At 69.2% G+C, this 20842-nt stretch carries 16 protein-coding genes; 5 read left to right on the plus strand and 11 right to left on the minus strand.

From position 1 onward, the window contains the following. Window positions 1-179: 179 nt before the first annotated feature. Window positions 180-1046: a LysR substrate-binding domain-containing protein gene (locus tag AB0M87_RS20845; protein ID WP_365854976.1), complete on the minus strand. Its 867-nt coding sequence runs from the start codon at window positions 1044-1046 to the stop codon at window positions 180-182. Between the two features lie 118 nt (window positions 1047-1164). On the opposite strand from AB0M87_RS20845, the gene AB0M87_RS20850 reads away from it, so the two are divergent. After that, the gene (locus AB0M87_RS20850) at window positions 1165-2247 is read left to right on the plus strand and encodes a bile acid:sodium symporter family protein (protein ID WP_365854978.1); all 1083 of its coding nucleotides are present in this window, start codon (window positions 1165-1167) and stop codon (window positions 2245-2247) included. 24 nt (window positions 2248-2271) lie between these two features. Here the strand turns inward: AB0M87_RS20850 and AB0M87_RS20855 are convergent, their stop codons facing one another. The 6 genes from AB0M87_RS20855 to AB0M87_RS20880 form a co-directional block, all read right to left on the minus strand. Continuing rightward, window positions 2272-2907 carry a hypothetical protein gene (locus AB0M87_RS20855; RefSeq protein WP_365854980.1) on the minus strand — a complete coding sequence of 212 codons (636 nt, stop codon included), beginning with the start codon at window positions 2905-2907 and terminating at the stop codon, window positions 2272-2274. 132 nt (window positions 2908-3039) lie between these two features. Continuing rightward, on the minus strand, window positions 3040-3915 hold the full coding sequence (gene fdhD, locus AB0M87_RS20860) for a formate dehydrogenase accessory sulfurtransferase FdhD (protein ID WP_365854982.1): 876 nt from the start codon (window positions 3913-3915) through the stop codon (window positions 3040-3042). A 22-nt stretch (window positions 3916-3937) separates the two neighbouring features. Further along, the gene (locus AB0M87_RS20865; protein WP_365854984.1) at window positions 3938-4795 is read right to left on the minus strand and encodes a 2Fe-2S iron-sulfur cluster-binding protein; all 858 of its coding nucleotides are present in this window, start codon (window positions 4793-4795) and stop codon (window positions 3938-3940) included. Continuing rightward, window positions 4792-6807, minus strand: coding sequence for an NAD(P)H-dependent oxidoreductase subunit E (locus AB0M87_RS20870; RefSeq protein ID WP_365854986.1), 2016 nt, complete (start codon window positions 6805-6807; stop codon window positions 4792-4794). Before AB0M87_RS20870 ends, AB0M87_RS20865 begins: the two co-directional genes overlap by 4 nt. Before the next feature lie 4 nt (window positions 6808-6811). Continuing rightward, complete coding sequence (locus tag AB0M87_RS20875; protein ID WP_365854988.1) at window positions 6812-8749, minus strand: molybdopterin-dependent oxidoreductase; 1938 nt, start codon at window positions 8747-8749, stop codon at window positions 6812-6814. 109 nt (window positions 8750-8858) lie between these two features. Then, on the minus strand, window positions 8859-9836 hold the full coding sequence (locus AB0M87_RS20880) for a 2-dehydropantoate 2-reductase (protein WP_365854990.1): 978 nt from the start codon (window positions 9834-9836) through the stop codon (window positions 8859-8861). Window positions 9837-10146: 310 nt separating this feature from the next. Here AB0M87_RS20880 and AB0M87_RS20885 point away from each other — a divergent pair, with 310 nt between their 5' ends. Then, on the plus strand, window positions 10147-11085 hold the full coding sequence (locus AB0M87_RS20885) for a beta-ketoacyl-ACP synthase III (protein ID WP_365854992.1): 939 nt from the start codon (window positions 10147-10149) through the stop codon (window positions 11083-11085). A 194-nt stretch (window positions 11086-11279) separates the two neighbouring features. Continuing rightward, window positions 11280-11957 (plus strand): GntR family transcriptional regulator, encoded by a 678-nt coding sequence (locus AB0M87_RS20890; protein WP_365854994.1) that lies wholly within the window; start codon window positions 11280-11282, stop codon window positions 11955-11957. 130 nt (window positions 11958-12087) lie between these two features. On the opposite strand, the gene AB0M87_RS20895 is transcribed toward AB0M87_RS20890, so the two are convergent. The 4 genes from AB0M87_RS20895 to AB0M87_RS20910 all read right to left on the minus strand — a co-directional run bounded on the left by AB0M87_RS20895 (window position 12088) and on the right by AB0M87_RS20910 (window position 18635). Then, on the minus strand, window positions 12088-13485 hold the full coding sequence (locus AB0M87_RS20895; protein WP_365854996.1) for an OFA family MFS transporter: 1398 nt from the start codon (window positions 13483-13485) through the stop codon (window positions 12088-12090). Window positions 13486-13557: 72 nt separating this feature from the next. Beyond that, window positions 13558-15693, minus strand: coding sequence for an acetate--CoA ligase family protein (locus AB0M87_RS20900; RefSeq protein ID WP_365854998.1), 2136 nt, complete (start codon window positions 15691-15693; stop codon window positions 13558-13560). Next, window positions 15693-16940 carry a formyl-CoA transferase gene (gene frc, locus AB0M87_RS20905; RefSeq protein ID WP_365855000.1) on the minus strand — a complete coding sequence of 416 codons (1248 nt, stop codon included), beginning with the start codon at window positions 16938-16940 and terminating at the stop codon, window positions 15693-15695. Before frc ends, AB0M87_RS20900 begins: the two co-directional genes overlap by 1 nt. Before the next feature lie 12 nt (window positions 16941-16952). Continuing rightward, window positions 16953-18635, minus strand: coding sequence for a thiamine pyrophosphate-binding protein (locus AB0M87_RS20910; RefSeq protein WP_365855002.1), 1683 nt, complete (start codon window positions 18633-18635; stop codon window positions 16953-16955). A gap of 147 nt (window positions 18636-18782) precedes the next feature. On the opposite strand from AB0M87_RS20910, the gene sucC reads away from it, so the two are divergent. Together sucC and sucD are read left to right on the plus strand one after the other, a co-directional pair. Continuing rightward, window positions 18783-19919: an ADP-forming succinate--CoA ligase subunit beta gene (gene sucC / locus AB0M87_RS20915; protein WP_365855004.1), complete on the plus strand. Its 1137-nt coding sequence runs from the start codon at window positions 18783-18785 to the stop codon at window positions 19917-19919. Window position 19920: 1 nt separating this feature from the next. Continuing rightward, window positions 19921-20829 (plus strand): succinate--CoA ligase subunit alpha, encoded by a 909-nt coding sequence (sucD, locus tag AB0M87_RS20920; RefSeq protein ID WP_365855006.1) that lies wholly within the window; start codon window positions 19921-19923, stop codon window positions 20827-20829. Window positions 20830-20842 lie beyond the last annotated feature (13 nt).

Raw genomic sequence — 20842 nt, forward strand, 5'->3', positions numbered from 1 at the left:
TGGGCGCTCTCCTGACCGAACAGTAAGTTCCGGGAGCCGGAATCTCCACCGAATCTGTACGGAGAAGGCACCATGACCGCTCACCCCATTGACCTGCGAAGGGCAGGTACAGGCCAACCTTCCAGGAACGTGGCAGGAGAACGAGGAGCGGCGATCCCGCCCTGCCGGTGCCTGAGCCTCTACACCTGTCGGTGCAACCGGTCCGCCCCCGCCAGGATCGCCGAGGCCAAGGCATCCGCCGCGTCCTGCGCCCGTGCTCCGTCCCGCCCGTGCAGCAGTACGAAGTCCACATCGCCCAGTTCCGGCAGTCCCGCCCGCGCCGGGATCTGGGTGAGGCCCGGCGGGACCAGCCCCCGGGTGTGCGCCATGACGCCGAGGCCCGCCCGCGCCGCCGCGATCAGTCCGCTGAGGCTGGTACTCGTACAGGCGATGCGCCAGGAGCGCCCGTGCCGCTCCAGTACCTCGAGCGCCCGGGCACGGGTGATGCCGGGCGGCGGAAAGAGGATCAACGGGAGCGGGCGCTGCGGGTCGATGTGCAGGCGGGGCGCGCCGATCCAGATGAGCGTGGATCGCCAGACCAACTCGCCGTGGCTGCGGGTGCTACGCCGCTTGGCGAGCACCAGATCGAGTCCGCCCGCCGCGAGCTGTTCGTGCAGGGTGCCCGAGAGCCCGACGGTCAGTTCCAGGTCGACCTCGGGGTGAGCGGTGCGGAAGGACTCCAGGATTTCCGGCAGCCGGGTGAGTACGAAGTCCTCCGAAGCGCCGAAGCGCAACCGCCCGCGCGGCCGGGAGCCGGCGAAGAAGGCCGCCGCCCGTTCGTGGGCACCGAGGATCGTGCGGGCGAAGCCGAGCATCGCCTCACCGTCCTCGGTCAGTTCCACGCTGTGGGTGTCGCGGCTGAAAAGGGTGCGGCCGGTCGCGCCCTCCAGCCGGCGCACGTGCTGGCTCACTGTCGATTGCCGCAGGCCGAGACGCTGGGCGGCCTGGGTGAAGCTCAGCGTCTGGGACACGGTGAGGAAGGTGCGCAGCTGCGCCGGGTCGTACATGGAGCCAGGTTATAGCGGTACGTGATATCAGTCAGAGTGGTATGCAGGATTCCCGATCATGAGGATCGCGTGGACGATGGAGAGGGCACGAACCGATCCCCGAGAGCAAGTGGAGAACATGAGCCGCCGCACGTTGCAGCTTCCGTCCTGGCTGCCGATCGATCCGTACATCCTCGCGTTGATCGGGACGGTGGCGCTGGCCGCGCTGCTGCCGGCCCGCGGCGGGGCCGCAGACGTGGCCGGCGGAGCATCCACCGGGGCGGTGGCGCTTCTCTTCTTCCTCTACGGCGCGCGGCTCTCCACCCGTGAGGCGGTGCAGGGACTGAAGCACTGGCGGCTTCACCTGTCGGTTCTGGTCTGTACGTTTGTGGCCTTCCCGCTGCTCGGCCTTGCGGCCAAGGGATTCGTCCCGGTGGTCCTGACACCGCAGCTCTACAACGGACTGCTCTTTCTCTGTCTGGTGCCTTCGACCATCCAGTCGTCGATCGCCTTCACCTCCATCGCCCGCGGCAATGTGCCCGCGGCGATCTGCGCGGGCTCCTTCTCCTCGCTGGCGGGGATCGTCGTCACCCCGGTGCTGGCCGCCATGGTGCTGGGCAGCGCCGGCGGGGGTTTCTCCGCCGACTCGCTGCTGAAGATCGTGCTGCAACTGCTGGTGCCGTTCCTGGCGGGTCAGCTGCTGCGGCGCTGGGTGGGCGGGTTCCTGGTGCGGAACAAGAAGATCCTGAGCTATGTGGACCGGGGCTCGATCCTGCTGGTCGTCTACACGGCGTTCAGCGAAGGGATGGTCCGCGGCATCTGGCACCAGGTCAGCTTCGCCCGGCTGCTCGGGCTGCTCGTGGTCGAGGCTCTGCTGCTGGCCGTGATGCTGACGCTGAGCTGGTACGGCGCCAAGCGGCTCGGCTTCGGACGGGGTGACCGGATCGCGATCCAGTTCGCCGGTTCGAAGAAGAGTCTGGCGGCCGGACTGCCCATGGCGAGTGTGCTGTTCGGCGCGCAGGCGTCACTGGCCGTGCTGCCGCTGATGCTCTTCCACCAGATGCAGCTGATGGTGTGTGCGGTGATCGCCAAGCGGCGCTCGCGCGACCCACTGCCCGACGAGAGCGACCGGGCCGGCGACAGCGACCGGGCCGGCGACAGCGACCGGGCGGTCGGCGCTGAGGCTCACGGGTCTTCGGCCGAGGCAGCGGCCGTGCGGTGACCAGGTGACCTGGTGACAGGGGCGCTACTTCCGCCGCGGCGAGGCCAGCAGATACGCCGACCCCGCCCGCCGGTCCGCATGGGCCGAGGTCTGCCACCCCGCCTGCTCGAGCGCCCGGGTGTACGCGGCCGAGTCCGGCCCGTCCACCCGCACCGCCTCGGGCTGCGCCGACTCGCTCACCAGATACCCACGGCAGCGGCCCGCCTCCAGCGCGAGGGCCGCGGCCTGCGTCAGATGCGTACGTTCCCAGCCGCACGGCCGCTCCACGGAACGGTCGGGATTGGTGACCCGTCGCATCTCCAGCAGACCGTCCCAGGCACTGCGCACTTCCCGCGCACGCTGCGGGTCCTCAGCCGAGCCGTCCGGCGAACCGTCCGCGGCGCCGTCCTCCATGCCGGTGCGGGCTCGGAACACCCCGATCGCCGTTGCCGGTCCGGGCACCGGGGGCGGGACCAACTGAAGCGGTTCGGAGTCCAGCCGGTCCCGCAGCCGGCGCCCGGCCGCCGTCAGATAGTGGCGGTGGGGCGGTCGCGGGTGGCGCACCGCCAGACCCTGCGCGACCAGGGCGGCTAGGGCCGGCGCGGGGCCCTGGAGCAGCCCCGACTCCGGGTCGGCGGTACGCACCACCCGGCGCTGGGATGCGGACGGCTCACGGGTCATGTCCCCGACCGTACTGCCGTTGCGCGGTGCACGGAGCCGTAAGGGCAGCGGTAACCCGGCACGGGCCCAGGACCGGCCGGCGCAGGGGGCGCTCCCCGCCGGCCGGTCCACCGACCCGTGCCGCGGGGCGTGTCAGACCCCGGTGTGCAGGGCGACCCGCTCGTCGCCCGCGTACACGTTCATGGAGGAGCCGCGCAGGAACCCGATCAAGGTGAGACCGGTCTCGGCGGCCAGATCGACGGCGAGTGAGGACGGAGCCGAGACGGCGGCCAGCACCGGGATGCCTGCCATCACCGCTTTCTGGGCGAGCTCGAACGAGGCCCGGCCGGAAACGAGCAGGATGGCCTGCGAGAGCGGGAGCCGGTCGTTCTGCAGGGCCCGGCCGACCAGCTTGTCCACCGCGTTGTGCCTGCCGACGTCCTCACGGACGTCGAGCAGTTCCCCCTCCGCCGAGAAGAGCGCCGCCGCGTGCAGGCCCCCGGTCCGGTCGAAGACCTGCTGCGCGGCCCGCAACCGGTCGGGGAGAAGGGCGAGCAACTCCGGCTCGACCCGGACCGGGGGAGTGTCGGCGATCGGGAAGCGAGCGGTGGTCCGGACCGCGTCCAGACTGGCCTTTCCGCACAGACCGCACGAGGACGTCGTGTAGACGTTGCGCTCCAGCGTGATGTCCGGCAGGGCGACGCCCGGCGCGAGTTTCACATCCACCACGTTGTAGGTGTTGACGCCTCCCCCACGCTCGGCTGCGCTCGCGCGGGAGGGGCCCCCACCCGTCGCCCCCGCGCAGTAGACGATCGACTGCAGTTCGTCCGCCGAGCCCAGCACGCCCTCGCTGACCAGAAAGCCGGCCGCGAGCGCGAAGTCGTCGCCCGGGGTACGCATGGTGATGGCGAGCGCCTTGCCGCCCAGCCGGATCTCCAGTGGCTCCTCGGCCACCAGGGTGTCCGGCCGGGCCGTCACGGACCCGTCCCTGATGCGGATGACACGGCGGCGTTCGGTGACCCGGCCCATAGGAATCCGTCCCACTCCTCGATCAGTGCTGCTGTACGTGCTGGAAGCCGAAGCGGCCCTTGATGCAGAGATTGCCGTGGGTCACCGGGTTGTCGTGCGGCGAGGTGACCTTGACGATCTCATTGTCCTGGACATGGAGCGTGACGTTGCAGCCGACCCCGCAGTAGGCGCAGGTCGTGGTCGTCTCGGTCTGCGCCGACTCGTTCCAGGTACCCGCCTCCCGCATGTCGAACTCCGACTTGAAGCTGAGCGCTCCGGTCGGGCACACCTCGATGCAGTTGCCGCAGTAGACGCACGCCGAGTCGGTGAGCGGGGCGTCGTGCTCGGTGGAGATCCGGGCGTCGAACCCGCGGCCGGCCACCGAGATGGCGAACGTGTTCTGCCACTGCTCGCCGCAGGCGTCCACGCATTTGTAGCACTGGATGCACTTGTCATAGTCACGGACGTACAGGTCGTTGTCGACCTTCGGCTCTTCGTTCAGTCGCGCCGCATCGGCCCCGAAGCGGTCCGGCTCGGCCGCGTATTCCTTGATCCACTCGGCGGCCCGCGGTGTGGTGGAGAGATCCGTCGACGAGGCGAGCAGCTCGAGGACGATCTTCCGGCTGTGCCGGGCACGCTCGGTGTCGGTCTGCACCTCCATGCCCGCCTCGGCGCGGCGCGAACAGGCGGGCGCCAGCGTGCGGGCGCCCTCGACCTCCACGACACACACCCGGCAGGCGTTCTTCGGCGTGAGGGTGTCGCCCTCGCAGAGCGTCGGTACGTCCTTGCCGGCCGCCCGGCACGCGTCGAGGATCGTCGAGCCCTCGGGGACCCTGGTCTCTTGGCCGTCGAGCGTGAATTCAACCAGCCGACGCGGCGGCTGAAGCGGTATCGCGGTCACTTGGCGCTCCTCTCGGGCCCGGCTGTCGCGTAGACACCCAGCCGGTCGATGGCCGACTCCACGGCATTCCAGGCGGTCTGTCCCAGACCGCAGATCGAGGCGTCCTTCATGGCCCTGCCGACCTCGCGCAGCAGCGTGATGTCGGCGGCGGCCTCGGCGCCGCCGCGGTCCAGGATCCGGTGCAGCGCCTCCTCCTGCCGTACGGTCCCGACCCGGCAGGGCACGCACTGACCGCAGGACTCGTCGCGGAAGAACTCGGCGATCCGCAGCAGGATCCTGGGCAGTTCGACACTGTCGTCGATCACCAGGATGACGCCCGAGCCGAGGGTCGTACCGGCTGCCCGGGTCCCTTCGAAGGTGAGCGGGATGTCCAGCTCGTCGGGTCGTACGAAGCCGCCGGCGGCCCCGCCGAGCAGCACGGCCCGCAGGGTCGTCGGCGGGCCGGCCAGTTCGAGCAGCTCGCCGAGGGTCGCGCCGAACGGCAGCTCGTAGATCCCCGGCCGCCGCACACCGCCCGAGACGCAGAACAGCTTCGGCCCGGTGGACGTCGCCGTACCGATGGCGGCGTAGGCTGCCGCGCCCATCGCCAGGATGGGCAGCACATTGATCAGTGTCTCGACGTTGTTGGCCGCGGTCGGCTTCCCGAAGAGTCCCTTCTCCACCGGGAAGGGCGGCTTGGAACGGGGTTCACCGCGGTAGCCCTCGATCGAGTTGAACAGGGCGGTCTCCTCGCCGCAGATGTACGCGCCCGCGCCGCGCCGCACCTCGATGTCGAAGGCATACCCCTGGCCCAGCACGTTCTCACCGAGCAGACCGCGGGACCGGGCCTGGTCGATGGCGTGTTCCATCCTGGCCACCGCGCGGGGGTACTCGCCCCGGATGTAGAGGTACCCCTGGTTCGCCCCGGTGGCGTATCCGGCGATGGTCATCGACTCGACCAGTGCGTAGGGGTCGCCCTCCATCACCACGCGGTCCTTGAAAGTGCCGGGCTCCGACTCGTCGGCGTTGCAGACCAGGTAGTGCGGATGGTCCGGCTGGGACGCGGTGGCCTGCCACTTGCGCCCGGTCGGGAACGCCGCACCGCCGCGCCCGACCAGCCCCGCGTCGGTCACCTCCCGGGTCACGGCGGCGGGGCCGATGTCGAAGGCCCGCCGCAGTGCGGCGTAGCCGCCGTGGGCGCGGTAGTCATCGAGCGAGGCGGGGTCGATGACGCCGACCCTCTGCAGCAGGGTCAGGCCCTCCTGGCCGGCCTGCGGTACCGCCATGGCGGCGGCGGGCTCGGCGGGGGCGGTCTCGGGGGCCGCGGTGGCGAGGGCGATCGCCTCTGCGGTGGCGGGGGCGACGACGGCTGAGGCCTGGCGCCGAATCATGCTGCCGCTGCCGCTGGGGATACCGGGGCTCTGCCCCGGACCCCGCTCCTCAATCGCCGGAGGGGCTTCATATACCTCCGGTGGGAGGTGAGGTGCGGTCGGAGGGGCTTGATATACGGCCGGTCCGGCGGTGGGGGGTCGCTCGCCTGCCTGGAGTATCAGTGCTGCGGGAGCCCGCTCGCAGAGGCCCAGGCACGGGCTCGGCTGCCAGGTCGCGCCGTTCAGCGGTGAGCCGGCGGGGCCGAGCCGCTCCTCCACCCCCGCGCACAACGCCGCCGATCCCCGCGCCGCGCACGCCAGGTCCGTGCAGACGTGCACCACCTTGGCCGGCCGTGGCTTGACCGCGAACATCGCGTAGAACGTCGCGACCCCGTACGCCTCCGCGGGCGGAACGGTCAGTCGGCGGCAGAGGTAATCGAGGGCCCCCTCGCTGATCCATCCCACCCGGTCGTTGATCGCGTGCAGCCCCGGCAACAGCTGGTCGCGCCGCTCGCGCGCCTCTCGCCCGCCACGGGCCCAGCGCAGATCCGCGTCGCTACGGTCGTCCGCGCCTTCCCATGCCGACGTGGCCGGACCGAGCAGCGCGTCGACCGCCGCCCGTTCCTCGTCCGTCGGCTTGCTGTCACCGAAGTGCAGGTCCACTGAGTCAGCTCCTCACGGCTGCGACAGGCAGCTTTTCGATCCGTATGGCGGAGGCCTTGAACTCGGCGGTCCCGGCGATCGGGCAATTCGCCTCGATCGTCAGCTGGTTGGTGTCGACCTCGTCGGGAAAGTGCATGGTCATGAACGCCAGCCCGGGGCGCAGCCCCGGTTCGATCCAGACCGGAGCGACCACCGACCCGCGCCGGGAGGCGATCCGCACCTCCTCGTCGGCCTCCACGCCGTAGGTCGCCGCGTCCTCGGGGGAGAGCTCGATGTACTCGCCGCGGCGCAGCGGCGAGGCGAAACTGCCGCTCTGCACGCCGGTGTTGTACGAGTCGAGCCGCCGCCCCGTGGTGAGCCGGATCGGGAAGCCCTCGTCCGTCAGATCGACCGGCGGGTCGTGCTTCACGATGCCAAAGGGGGCGAGCCGCCCGCGCCTCGCCGGGTCGGCGTCCCACAACCGGCCGTGCAGGAAGCTCGGTTCGATGCGTTCGGTGTCGGGGCACGGCCAGCGGATGCCCTGGTGTTCCTCGAGACGCTCGTAGGTCATGCCCCAGTGGTCGGGGGAGACCGACCGCAGCTCGTTCCACACGGACTCGGCGTCCGCGTACTTCCAGGCGTGCCCGAGCCGCTCGGCGATATCGCAGATGATCTCGATGTCCTCGCGCGCCTCGCCGGGCGGGCTGACCGCCTTGCGGACCCGCTGGACCCGTCGCTCGCTGCTGGTCGTGGTTCCGTCCGTCTCGCACCAGGCGGCGGTCGCCGGCAGCACCACGTCCGCCAGTTCGGCGGTCCTCGTCAGGAAGATGTCCTGGACCACCAGACAGTCGAGCCGTTTCAGCCGCTCGATGGCCTGCTCGCTGTCGGCCTCCGACTGGGCCGGGTTCTCGCCGATGCAGTAGACCGCCCGGAGATCGCCGCTCTCCATCGCCTCGAACATGTGGGTGAGATTGAGCCCGTAATCCGGCTGGATCACGGTGTCCCAGGCAGCCTCGAACTTGGTGCGCACCGCGGGCTCCAGCAGGTCCTGGAAGCCGGGCAGGCGGTCGGGGATGGCCCCCATGTCGCCGCCGCCCTGAACGTTGTTCTGTCCGCGCAGTGGCTGGACGCCGGACCCGTACCGCCCGACGTGGCCGGTCAGCAGCGACAGATTGATCAGCGCCCGCACATTGTCGGTGCCGTTGTGGTGCTCGGTGATACCGAGCGTCCAGCAGAGCTGCGCCCGCTCGGCGCGCGCGTAGGTGTGCGCCAGATCGCGGATGGCCTCGGCGGGTACGCCGGTGACCTTCTCGGCGGCCGACAGGGTCCACGGCTCCACCTCGGCGGCGTACGCGTCGAAGCCGGTGGTGGCCCGTTCGATGAACGGCCGGTTGTGCAGCCCGGAGTGGATGATCTCGCGGCCGACCGCGTGCGCCAGCGCGATGTCGGTGCCGACGTTCAGCCCCAGCCAGCTCTCGGCCCATTCGGCGGTGGAGGTGCGGCGCGGATCGACGGCGTACATCCGGGCGCCGTTCCGGATCCCCTTCAGTACATGGTGGAAGAAGATCGGGTGGGCGAACCGGGCATTGGAGCCCCACATCAGGATCAGATCGGTGTGCTCGACCTCTTCGTAGGAGGATGTGCCCCCACCCGATCCGAAGGCCGCCGACAGTCCGGCGACGCTGGGCGCGTGGCAGGTCCGGTTGCAGGAGTCGACGTTGTTGGTGCCCATCACGACGCGGGCGAACTTCTGCGCCACGTAGTTCATTTCGTTGGTGGCGCGGGAGCAGGAGAACAACCCGAAGGCTCCGCGCGCCGCGCGGAAGCCCTCCACGGCCCTGGTCAGCGCCTCTTCCCAGCTCGCTCGGCGCAGCTCGCCGTGCTCGTCGCGCACCAGAGGGTGGGTGAGCCGGGGGTATGTCTTCGGCGTTCGGTCTCGCTTCTTCACGCTTGCGCTCCTCATGGTGATGATCAGCGCCCTATTGCATACAGTATTCTGTAGCCCGCCGCTGAACGGAAGCCTTCCGCACCACGTTTGTGGCCGGAGGCGTCCGAATCGGGGGTGCGCGGAATCAGGCATCCGTTGCCGTCGAGCGGCCCAGCAAGTCGGCGATGGCGTGCACCGTGCGCAGCGTCGGCACCGGCACCCGTGTCACCTCGGCGAGTTCCACCACCGCCGCGAGCAGTACGTCGAGTTCGAGCGGCTTGCCCTTCTCCAGGTCCTGGAGCGTCGAGGTCTTGTGGTCGCCGACCCGTTCGGCGCCGGCCAGCCGCTTCTCGATCGAGATGTCGGGGCGGCTGCCCAGCGCCGTCGCGACCTGCAGCGTCTCGGCCATCATCACTTCGATGACCTGGCGGGTGTCACGGTGTACGCACATCTGCCGCATGGTCGCCCGGGTCAGCGCGCTCAACGGGTTGAAGGAGATGTTGCCGAGTAGTTTGATCCAGATGTCGTTGCGCAGATCGGCCTCGACCGGGCATTTGAGTCCGCCGGTCCGCATGGCCTCGCTGAACGCGAGGCAGCGCTCCGATACCGTCCGGTCCGGTTCGCCGATGGAGAACCGGGTCCCTTCCAGGTGCTGGACCACCCCTGGCCCGGCCAGCTCCGTCGCCGCGTAGACGACACAGCCGATGGCGCGCTCCGGCGACAGCACGGCGCTGACGGTGCCGCCGGGGTCGACGCTCTCGATGCGGTGGCCCTCGTGCGGGCCGCCGTACCGGTGGAAGTACCACCACGGGATGCCGTTCTGCGCGGCGATCACCGCGGTGCGCTGCTGGAGCAGGGGCTCGATCAGCGGCCCGCACGCCGCATACGAGTTGGCCTTCAATCCCAGAAACACGTAGTCGACCGGGCCGATGTCGGCCGGGTCGTCCGTCGCGTGCACCCGGGAGGTGAAGTCACCGCGCGGGCTCAGTACCCGCACTCCGTGCTGCCTCATGGCCGCCAGATGCGGTCCACGGGCTACCAGATGGACGTCGGCTCCTGCGCGGTGCAGCGCGGCTCCGACATAGGCGCCGATTGCTCCGGCGCCGAGAACTGCGACTCTCACGAGGGCTCTCCGTTCGGTCGAGGGTACCGATGGAAACCGGGGGTCGAACTCCGTGGTCGCCGACAACCGTGGTCGCGCTGTGTTGCACGCCGTGTCGACAAAATAGTGTCTACAGTATGGAGTAACGGTCGACAAGGGCTGTCACAGCCCTCGCCGGCTCCTTGGGGACTTCTTGGCTCGGCATACCGGGCCGTCATGTAAAGCCTCCAAGAGGAACGCCCGAATCTTGGCGCTTTACGTGCCGTCGTACCGATCAGTCGCTGGCGAGACTGGAAAGCTCCAGCCATCAGCAGCAGAGGGGCTCCCTGGCATGACCGGTACACGCATCGCCGCACTCGGCCACTACCAGCCTGCCAAGGTGCTGACCAACGAGGATCTCGCCGCTCTGGTGGACACCAGCGACGAGTGGATTCGAACCCGGGTGGGCATCAGGACCCGGCACGTCGCGGGCCCCGAGGAACCGGTGGACGAGCTGGCCGCGCAGGCCGGGGCCAAGGCGTTGGCCTCGGCGGGTGTCGCGCCCCAAGACGTGGACCTCGTGCTGGTGGCCACCTCCACGGCGATCGACCGTTCCCCGAACATGGCGGCCCGGGTGGCCGCCAAGCTCGGTATGGGCTCACCGGCCACCATGGACGTCAACGTGGTCTGCTCCGGCTTCACCCATGCGCTGGCCATCGCCGACCACGCGGTACGGGCCGGGTCCGCGGAGCGCGCACTGGTCATCGGCGCCGACAAGATGGCAGAGATCGCCGACTGGACCGACCGCTCCACCTGCGTGCTCGTGGGCGACGGGGCGGGCGCCGCCGTCGTCGAGGCCGGCGACGAGCAGGGCATCGGCCCGGTGTTGTGGGGTTCGGTACCCGACATGGGACACGCGGTACGGATCGAGGGGACGCCTCCGCGCTTCGCCCAGGAAGGCCAGTCCGTCTACCGTTGGGCCACCACCCAACTGCCGCCGATCGCCCGCCGGGTCTGCGAGAAGGCGGGCGTCACCCCCGAGGAACTGGCCGCCGTCGTACTCCACCAGGCGAACCTGCGGATCATCGAGCCGGTCGCTGCGAAGATCGGCGCGGTGAACGCGGTGATCGCCCGTGATGTCATCGATTCCGGCAACACCTCCGCCGCCAGCATTCCGATGGCGCTCTCCAAACTGGTGGAGCGCCGCGAGATCCCGTCCGGTGCGCCGGTGCTCCTCTTCGGGTTCGGCGGAAACCTCTCGTACGCCGGCCAGGTCATCCGCTGCCCCTGAGAAGTCCCAGGCGCTTGGGGAAGTCCGGCCCTTCGGGATGCCCGGCCACGGGGCGCTCCCGAAAGTGACGCGTGCAACATCACCTCGCGGCATACTGGTCATTGTGCTCGGTAGACTGTAGACGATAGCCAATTGTTCTACTCTCTTTCGACCAGGTGCCGTTGGCTTCCCGAGAGGCCACGAGGGGGACTGTGATGTTGTCAGCAGGACTGCCGCAAGGGTCCGTACCGAAGCTGGAGCGGCCGGGGCCGCTGCGCGAGCGGGTGTACGAAGCTCTGCTCGAGCTCATCACCACCCGGGCCCTGAGGCCCGGCCAGCATCTGGTCGAGAGCGAGCTCGCCGGCCATCTCGGAGTGTCGCGGCAGCCGGTGCGCGAGGCCCTGCAGCGGCTGAACACCGAGGGCTGGGTCGATCTGCGGCCCGCGCAGGGTGCGTTCGTTCATGAGCCCACCGGTCAGGAGGCCGACCAGCTTCTGTCGGTCCGGACCCTGCTGGAGGCGGAGGCCGCCCGGCTGGCCGCGGCCAACTCCGGCACGGCGGGGATCGCGGCGCTGGAGAAACTCTGCGCCCAGGGCGAGCAGGCCGTGTCGGACGACGATGTGGACCTGGCGGTGGCGACCAACGCCGAGTTCCACGCCAAGGTGATGGAACTCGCCGGCAACGTGGTGCTGGCGGAGCTGGCCGCACAGGTGGACCGCCGGGTGCGCTGGTACTACCAGCCCGTCGCCAGGCTGCGCGGCAGGCAGTCGTGGATCGAGCACCGTGAGCTGATCAAGGCGATCTCGGCCCGCGACGAGCAGGCCGCCGGGTCGATCATGCGCGAGCACACCGAGCACACCCGCACCACCTACCACCAGCGCGAGCAGGACTGACCGGGCAGGCTGTCCATCGGCCCCCGACGCCGCCGGAAACCACCGCAGCGGCCCTCCACGCGGCTCGACGAGAGCCGTGGGGAGGGCCGCTTGCTGGTTGTTCCGGTTGCCCGGACTGTGCGGGGGCCGCTCAGACCGCTTCGCGGCTGACCGGCATCGGGTTGGCAACGATGCCGCTGCCCCTGGGCCGGCCCGGCTGCCTCAGCAGCAGGGCGATCGCCGCCGCCACCATGGAGATGCCACCGGCGAGCGCATAGGCGCCGTTGTAGCCCCAGGCGTCGACCACCATCGATCCCAGACCGCCACCGAAGAGGCCACTGACGAGCTTCCCGCTGTAGACCAGTCCGTAGTTGGTGGCGTTGTAGTTCTCCCCGAAGTAGTCCGGCGTCAGGGCGGCGAACATCGGGTAGAACGCCCCGCCGCCGAATCCGGAGAGGAAGGCGAAGAACAGGAACAGCCACTCGCTGTGCATGTCACCGGCCCAGATCACCCCGAACTGGGCAAGCCCCAGCACCAGAATGACGAAGAACAGCGTGAGCTTCCGGCCCCACAGGTCCGACAGCCACCCCACCACGGCCCTTCCGACGCCGTTGACGACGGCCATCACACCCATCGACGAAGCGGCCACCAGTGGACCGAAGCCCACCTCCTTGGCGAAGTCCACCTGGAAGGAGATGCCGAAGATGGAGACACCGGCGGTCATGACCACGGTGATCCACATCAGCGGAAGCATCCCGCTCCTGATCGCCTCCTTCGGCGTGAACTGCTTCACCGCGGGCGGGTTCTTGGCCAGACTCTGGGCGCTCTTCTTGTTGCCGGCGAAGCTCAGCGGATCGACGTCCGACGGCCACCAATTCTTCGGCGGGTCCTTGAAGAACCAGCCGCAGATCACCACGGCGATGAGGACGTACACGCCGATCAGGTCCAGCACCTCGTCGAAGTTACCGGTGTCGAAGGCGTAGTTGAAGATGAAGATGAACGGCAGCGAGCCGTACGCGAAGCCGCCGTTGACGAAGCCCGTCTTCGCACCGCGCCGTTCGGGAAACCACTTGCCGACCATATTGATACAGGTCGCGTAGATGAGACCGGAGCCGAGGCCGCCGATGACCCCGAAACCGCAGATCGCCAGGAACACGTTGTCGAGATGCGCGAGTGCGAGGAATCCGACGAAGCAGAGCCCCGAGCCGGTGAACATGGCCCGGCGGGCCGTGAGGATCCCCCTCTCCCGCATCCAGCCGGCCGGGAAGGCGATGCCCGCCTGGAAGAAGACCCAGACACTCAGGATCCAGAAGGTGTTGCTCTGCGTCCAGCCATGAGCCGCGGAGAGGGTGTCCTCCGCCGAACCGTATGCGTACTCCGACACGCTGATGGCCATCATCGCGACCCACGGCAGATACACCATGAACTTGCGGGAGTGGCCCAGGATATCCCGGTCCGTTTCCCCGACGCGGTAGATACGGCCCTTACCGTCCGTCACTTCCCGGTACGCGACCGCCCCGGTCGCCGACCGTTCGTTCTCTGTACTCATGTGTGGTCCCCTTGGTTTCGAAAGAACTGGCCAGCGCCCCCTGTCCAAACCTTTCGCTCAGAGGAGCCGGGGTCAGTCGAGCACCCCGGCGGCCCGAGCCCATCGGTACTTCGCGCCGAGTACTTCCACCGGCTTCTCCGTCGTGTACGGGTACGCGACGACGCCCCGTTCGTAGAGGTACTGGCAGGCCTCCTCCACCTCCACATCGCCTGCCAGCGAAGCCACGACCGGCTTCTCGATGCCACGCTCGCGGAACTCCGCGACGACTCGCGCGGTCAGCTCCGCGAAGACCATCGGGGGAGTGACGATGGTGTGCCAGTAACCCAGCACCAGCGCATGGATCCGCGGGTCCTCCAGGCCGAGCCGGATCGTCGCCTCGTAGGTCGACGGCGGTTCGCCGCCGGTGATGTCGATGGGGTTGCCCGCCGCTCCGAACGGCGGGATGAACGCCTTGAACGCCGCGTCCAGATCGTCCGGGATCTCCATCAGCGACAGCCCGTTGTCGACGATGGCGTCCGAGAGCAGCACCCCCGATCCGCCTGCCCCGGTGATGATGACGACGTTGTCGCCCTTCGGGGTGGGCAGTACGGGCAGCGCCCGCGCGTACTCCAGCATGTCGTTCAGCCCCGGTGCCCGGATGACACCCGCCTGCTTGAGGATGTCCTCGTACACCGCGTCGTCGCCGGCCAGCGCTCCGGTGTGCGACCCCGCGGCCCTGGCTCCGGCACTGGTACGCCCCGCCTTGAGCACCACGACCGGCTTCTTCGGCACCGTCGCCCGCGCCGCGTCGACGAAGGCGCGACCGTCCTTGAGGTCCTCCAGGTGCATGGCGATGCACTCGGTGTTGGGGTCCTCACCGAACCAGGTCAGGAGATCGTCCTCGTCGAGGTCCGACTTGTTGCCGAGGCCGACGATCGCCGACACGCCCGTCTTCGTCGTACGGGCGAACCCGAGGATGGCCATCCCGATGCCGCCGGACTGCGAGGTCAGAGCCACCCCGCCCTTGACGTCGTACGGCGTGCAGAAGGTGGCGCACAGGTCCTGCCACGTCGAGTAGTAGCCGTAGATGTTCGGGCCGAGCAGCCGCACCCCGTGCCGTTCGGCGATCCGCACGATCTCGTCCTGCAGGGCCTGTTCACCGGTCTCGGCGAAGCCGGAAGGGATCAGAACGGCGTTCGGTATCCCCTTGCGGCCGACCTCTTCGAGGGCGGCGGCCACGAACTTCGCGGGGATCGCGAAGACCGCCACATCCGGCTCACCGGGAACATCCATCACGCTCTTGTACGCCTTACGGCCGAGAATGTCATCGGCCTTGGGGTTCACCGGGTGGATGTCTCCGGGGAAACCCCCGTCGATGAGGTTGCGCATCACCGAGTTGCCGATCTTCCCCTCCTCGCTGGAGGCGCCGATCACGGCAACCGAACGGGGCTGCATCAGCCGCCGCATCGAGGTGAGGATCTCGTCCCGGGTGTAGGTGCGCCGCGGCGTCGCGATCTCCGGGTCCAGCAGGATCCGGACATCCGCGGCCATCACTCCGTCGGCCGAGGCGAAGACCGGGTTGAGGTCGATCTCGGCGATCTCCGGGAAGTCCCCGGCCAGCTGGGACACCCCGACGATCAGTTCGGCCAGCGCGGTACGGTCCACGGCGGCCCCGCCTCGTACTCCGCGCAGGACCTCCGCAGCGCGGATCGAGTCGAGCATCGACAACGCGTCGTCCGGCGAGGCGGGTGCCAGGCGGAAGGTGATGTCCTTCAGCACCTCCACCAGTACGCCACCGAGCCCGAAGGCCACCACCTTGCCGAACGTCGGGTCGGTGACCGTGCCCACCAGCACCTCGGTGCCGGCCGGCACCATCTGCTGGACCTGGACCCCCTTGATCTCGGCTGCCGGGTCGTAGGCGCGGGCGTTGGAGACGATCGCGGTGTAGGCGGCGCGCACGTCGGCGGCCGAGGTCAGCCCGATGCGGACACCGCCCGCGTCCGTCTTGTGCACGATCTGCGGCGAGACGATCTTCAGCGCCACCGGGAAGCCGATCCGGTCGGCGAAGGCCACCGCCTCGTCGGAGCACTCGGCCAGCGCCTCGGCCGGCACCGGGATGCCGTAGGCGTCCGCGATCAGCTTGGCCTCGGGGGCGGTCAGGGCCTTGCGGCCCTCGGCCAGGGCGGCGTCGAGCACCGCCCGTACGCCCGCCTTGTCGTGCTGTGTCATCAAATGACTCCGTTCGTCTTCAGCAGTCGCAGTTCCTCGTCGCCCAGGCCGAGTTCACCGACGTACACCTCGGCGTTGTGCTCACCGAGCAACGGCGACGAGTGCACCTCCACCGGGGAGTCGGAGAGCTTCAGCGGGGAGCCGACGGTGGTGAAGGTGCCGCGCTCGGGGTGCTCGACCTCAACGACGATCTCGTTGGCGGCGAGTGAGGCGTCCTCGATGATCTCCTTGGTGGAGAGGATCGGTCCGCACGGCACGTTGTGGGAGTTGAGCTGTTCGAGCACCTCCCACTTGGGCAGCGTCGACGTCCACTCCTCGATCAGCTGGAACATCTTGCCGAGCTTGGGCAGCCGGGACTCCGGGGTCGCCCAGTCGGGGTCGTCGGCCAGCTCGGGGCGGCCGATCAGCTCACTGATCGGCTTCCAGCCGACCGGCTGGACGATGACGTACACGTAGTCGTTGGGCCCGCCGGGTGCGCACTTCACCGCCCAGCCGGGCTGCCCGCCGCCGCTCGCGTTGCCGCTGCGCGGCACTTCCTCGCCGAAGTCCTCGTTGGGGTACTCCGCCAACGGGCCGTGGGACAGGCGCTGTTGGTCGCGCAACTTCACCCGGCAGAGGTTCAGCACGGCGTGCTGCATGGCCACATTGACGCGCTGGCCGCGGCCGGTGCTCTCCCGCTGGAAGAGCGCGGCGAGTATCCCGGCGACCAGGTGGACACCGGTGCCCGAGTCACCGATCTGTGCGCCGGTGGCGAGCGGCGGTCCGTCCTCGAAACCGGTCGAGGTCATCGAGCCGCCCATCGCCTGGGCAACCACCTCGTACGCCTTGAAGTTGGTGTAGGGGCCCTGCCCGAAGCCCTTGATGGACGCGTACACCAGCCGCGGATTGATCTCCTGGATCCTCTCCCAGGTGAAGCCCATCCGGTCGACCGCGCCGGGCCCGAAGTTCTCCACCATCACATCGGAGCGGCGGATCAGTTCGGTCAGGATCTCCTTGCCGCGCTCGGACTTGGTGTTGAGGGTGATGCTCCGCTTGTTGCAGTTGAGCATCGTGAAGTAGAGCGAGTCGACGTCCGGCAGGTCCCGCAACTGCTTGCGGGTGATGTCGCCGTGCGGTGCTTCGAGCTTGACGACGTCGGCGCCGAGCCAGGCCAGCAACTGGGTGGCCGAGGGCCCGGACTGGACATGGGTCATGTCGAGGACACGAATGCCGGCCAGAGCCTTCGGGGCCTCAAGAGCTTGGGTCATCGCGGGGGCTCCCTACTTGTACATCGTCTGGTTCATGGTTCCGGGGGCGTACGCGTCCGGGTCGACCCAGACGTTGATCAGCGAGGGCTTGCCCGACTCACGGGCGCGCTGCAGGGCCGGTGCGATGTCGGCCGGGTCGCGGACTTCCTCGCCGTAACCGCCCAGCATCTGGGCGAACTTGTCGTAGTGGACGTTGCCCAGGGTGTTGCCGATCCGCTCCCGCTCCAGGCCGTACTTCTGGGCCTGGCCGTAACGGATCTGGTTCATCGAGGAGTTGTTGCCGATGATCCCGACGAACGGGAGGTTGTAGCGCACCAGCGTTTCGAAGTCCCAGCCGGTGAGCGAGAACGCGCCGTCGCCGAAGAGCGCCACCACTTCTTTGTCGGGCCGCGCCTTCTTGGCGGCGAGTACGAAGGGGATGCCAACGCCGAGGGTGCCCAGCGGCCCCGGATCCATCCAGTGGCCGGGTGACTTGGGCTGCACCACCTGCCCGGAGAAGGTGACGATGTCGCCGCCGTCGCCGATGTAGATGGAGTCCTCGGTGAGGAAGTTGTTGATCTCGCTCACCAGCCGGTAGGGATGGATCGGCGAGGCGTTCGACGTGAGGTTCGGCAGCCGCTTCTCGATCGCGGTCTGCTCGGCCGTGCGCAGTTCGTCCAGCCACGCCTTCCGCTTGACCGCACCACCGTTGAGCCGGCCACTGGCCGCCTCGGTGACGGACTTCAGGATCAGTCCGGCGTCGCCGACGAGCCCGAGGTCGATGTCCCGGTTCTTGCCGACCGTGCGGTAGTCGAGGTCGATCTGCACGACGGTCGCGTCCGGCGACAGCCGCTTCCCGTATCCCATCCGGAAGTCGAAGGGGGTGCCGACGATGACGATCAGGTCGGCGTTGGAGAAGGCGTAGCGCCGGGAGAGCTGGAAGTGGTGCGGGTCGCCGGGCGGCAGGGTGCCGCGGGCGGCACCGTTCATGTAGGCGGGGACGTTGAGGGTCCGCACCAGTTCGATCGCCGAGTCGGTGGCCCGGGTCGTCCATACCTGGCTGCCGAGCAGGATGGCCGGCTTCTCGGCGTGCACCAGCAGATCGGCGAGCTTCTCGATGGACTCCGGGTCACCGGCCGAGCGGGTCGATGCCCGGTACCGGCCTGCCTGCGGGACGCGGGCCTGATCGACGGGCACCTTGGCGTCCAGCACATCGCGCGGGATCTCCAGGAAGGAGGGGCCCGGAGCGCCGTTGTAGCACTCGCGGAAGGCCATCGAGACCAGGTCGGCGGCGCGGGCGGTGTGCGGCACGGTGGCGGCGAACTTGGTGATGGGCGTCATCATGTCGACGTGTGGGAGGTCCTGCAGGGACCCCATCTTGTGCTGGCTGAGCGCACCCTGTCCGCCGATCAGCAGCATCGGCGATTCGGCGCGGAAGGCGTTGGCGACGCCGGTCACCGCGTCGGTGGTGCCGGGTCCGGCCGTGACCACCGCGCAGCCGGGTTTGCCGGTGATGCGCGCGTAGCCGTCGGCCGCGTGCGCGGCGACCTGCTCATGGCGGACATCGACGACTTCGATGCCCTCGTCCACGCAGCCGTCGTAGATGTCGATGATGTGGCCGCCGCACAGGGTGTAGACGACTTCCACCCCTTCGGCTTTGAGCGCCTTGGCGACCAAGTGCCCGCCGGAAATGAGGTCCTGGCTGGGGTCGGGCATAGCGAAGTCGTTCCCTTCGTAGGGGTCGTGAGGCTCCGTCGCAGATTGCATACAGTCGACGAATACTGTATGAACTTGTTATCCCGCATCCGGTGGGTGGTGTCCAGGGGGCGTGCGGCACTTTCCTTCACAGCACAGGGAGCCGGCATGGATCTGTACGAGCACCAGGCAAGGGAACTCTTCAAGGCCCACGGCATCCCGGTGCCGGACGCGGCAGTGGTCGAAGCCCCGCGCGAGGCCCGCGCGGCTGCCGAACTTCTCGGCGGGCGAGTGGTGGTCAAAGCTCAGGTAAAGACCGGCGGCCGGGGCAAGGCGGGCGGGGTGAAGATGGCGGCCGACCCGGTCTCCGCGGAACTCACCGCCCGCCAGATCCTCGGCATGGACATCAAGGGCCATGTCGTCCGCTCGGTGATGCTGGCCCAGCCGGTCGACATCGAGGCCGAGTACTACGTCAGTTACGTCCTGGACCGCGCGGCCGGCACCTTCCTCGCCATCGCATCGGCGGAGGGCGGCATGGAGATCGAGGAGGTGGCCGCCACCCGCCCCGAAGCGGTGGCGCGCATCCCCGTCGACCCCGCGGAAGGCGTCACCGAGGCCAAGGCAGCCGAGATCGCGGCGGCCGCACACCTCCCGGCGGCGGCCGCGACCGTACTCCAGCAGCTCTGGCAGGTGCTGACCCGCGAGGACGCCCTGCTGGTCGAGGTCAACCCGCTGGTACGCACCACCGACGGCAGGATTCTCGCCCTGGACGGCAAGGTCACCCTGGACGACAACGCCCGCTTCCGGCAGGCCCGCTGGGGCGCCGAGCACACCGATCCGCACGGCGACCCGCTGGAGGCGGCGGCCGCCGCCAAGGGGCTCAACTACGTCAAGCTCGACGGCCGGGTCGGCGTCATCGGCAACGGCGCGGGCCTGGTGATGTCCACCCTCGACGTGGTCGCGGGCTGCGGGGCGGAACCCGCCAACTTCCTCGACATCGGGGGAGGCGCGTCGGCCCAGGTGATGGCCGACGGTCTCTCGGTCATCCTGTCCGACCCGGACGTCACCTCGGTCTTCGTCAACGTGTTCGGCGGCATCACCGCCTGCGACGCGGTGGCCGAGGGCATCGTGCAGGCCCTCGAATCAGTTTGTCTGACCAAGCCCCTCGTCGTACGCCTCGACGGCAACAACGCCGCTCGCGGCCGCGCCATCCTCGACGGCCGGGCCCACCCGCTGGTCGAACAGGTCACCACCATGGACGGCGCGGCCCGCCGGGCCGCGGTCCTCGCCGAGCAGGGAGTCTGAGATGGCCATCTTCCTCACCGCGGACAGCAAGGTCCTCGTCCAGGGCATGACCGGCGGCGAAGGCATGAAACACACCCGCCGGATGCTCGCCGCAGGCACCCGCGTCGTCGGCGGAGTCAACCCCCGCAAGGCGGGCACCAGCGTCCTCGTCGAGGACCGGACCGTCCCCGTCTTCGGCTCGGTCCGCGAAGGCATCGAGGCCACCGGCGCCGACGTCACGATCGTCTTCGTCCCGCCGCCCTTCGCCAAGGCCGCCGTCATCGAGGCGGCGGACGCCGGTATCGGTCTCGCCGTGGTCATCACCGAGGGTATCCCGGTGCATGACACGGTGGTCTTCCAGGCCTACGCGGCCGCCCGCGGCACCCGTGTCATCGGCCCCAACTGCCCCGGCCTGATCAGCCCCGGACAGTCCAACGCCGGCATCATCCCCGCCGACATCGCGGGCAAGCCGGGCCGGATCGGCCTCGTCTCCAAGTCCGGCACGCTCACCTACCAGCTGATGTACGAGCTGCGCGAGGTCGGCTTCTCGTCGGCGGTCGGCATCGGTGGCGACCCGGTCGTCGGCACCACGCACATCGACTGCCTCGCCGCCTTCCAGGACGATCCGGACACCGAACTGATCGTCCTCATCGGCGAGATCGGCGGCGACGCCGAGGAACGCGCCGCCGCCTACATCGCCGAGCACATCAGCAAACCCGTCGTCGGCTACATCGCCGGTTTCACCGCGCCCGAGGGCAAGACCATGGGCCACGCCGGAGCGATCGTCTCCGGTTCCTCGGGCACCGCGCGGGCCAAGAAGGAAGCACTCGAAGCGGCCGGGGTGAGCGTCGGATCGACGCCCTCCGAGACCGCGGAACTCGTCCTCCGGCGACTCGCGACGGCAAGGGAAACCACACCGAGCCTCACGTGACGTCACTCATACT

Source organism: Streptomyces sp. NPDC051320, assembly GCF_040682175.1.
GTDB lineage: Bacteria > Actinomycetota > Actinomycetes > Streptomycetales > Streptomycetaceae > Streptomyces.

What these genes read in the sequence shown, in the direction of transcription:
- AB0M87_RS20845 (WP_365854976.1), bottom strand. Translation starts at nt 1,046, where the DNA reads ATGTACGACCCGGCGCAGCTGCGCACCTTCCTCACCGTGTCCCAGACG.
- AB0M87_RS20850 (WP_365854978.1), top strand. Translation starts at nt 1,165, where the DNA reads ATGAGCCGCCGCACGTTGCAGCTTCCGTCCTGGCTGCCGATCGATCCG.
- AB0M87_RS20855 (WP_365854980.1), bottom strand. Translation starts at nt 2,907, where the DNA reads ATGACCCGTGAGCCGTCCGCATCCCAGCGCCGGGTGGTGCGTACCGCC.
- fdhD (WP_365854982.1), bottom strand. Translation starts at nt 3,915, where the DNA reads ATGGGCCGGGTCACCGAACGCCGCCGTGTCATCCGCATCAGGGACGGG.
- AB0M87_RS20875 (WP_365854988.1), bottom strand. Translation starts at nt 8,749, where the DNA reads ATGAGGAGCGCAAGCGTGAAGAAGCGAGACCGAACGCCGAAGACATAC.
- AB0M87_RS20885 (WP_365854992.1), top strand. Translation starts at nt 10,147, where the DNA reads ATGACCGGTACACGCATCGCCGCACTCGGCCACTACCAGCCTGCCAAG.
- AB0M87_RS20890 (WP_365854994.1), top strand. Translation starts at nt 11,280, where the DNA reads ATGTTGTCAGCAGGACTGCCGCAAGGGTCCGTACCGAAGCTGGAGCGG.
- AB0M87_RS20895 (WP_365854996.1), bottom strand. Translation starts at nt 13,485, where the DNA reads ATGAGTACAGAGAACGAACGGTCGGCGACCGGGGCGGTCGCGTACCGG.
- AB0M87_RS20900 (WP_365854998.1), bottom strand. Translation starts at nt 15,693, where the DNA reads ATGACACAGCACGACAAGGCGGGCGTACGGGCGGTGCTCGACGCCGCC.
- frc (WP_365855000.1), bottom strand. Translation starts at nt 16,940, where the DNA reads ATGACCCAAGCTCTTGAGGCCCCGAAGGCTCTGGCCGGCATTCGTGTC.
- AB0M87_RS20910 (WP_365855002.1), bottom strand. Translation starts at nt 18,635, where the DNA reads ATGCCCGACCCCAGCCAGGACCTCATTTCCGGCGGGCACTTGGTCGCC.
- sucC (WP_365855004.1), top strand. Translation starts at nt 18,783, where the DNA reads ATGGATCTGTACGAGCACCAGGCAAGGGAACTCTTCAAGGCCCACGGC.
- sucD (WP_365855006.1), top strand. Translation starts at nt 19,921, where the DNA reads ATGGCCATCTTCCTCACCGCGGACAGCAAGGTCCTCGTCCAGGGCATG.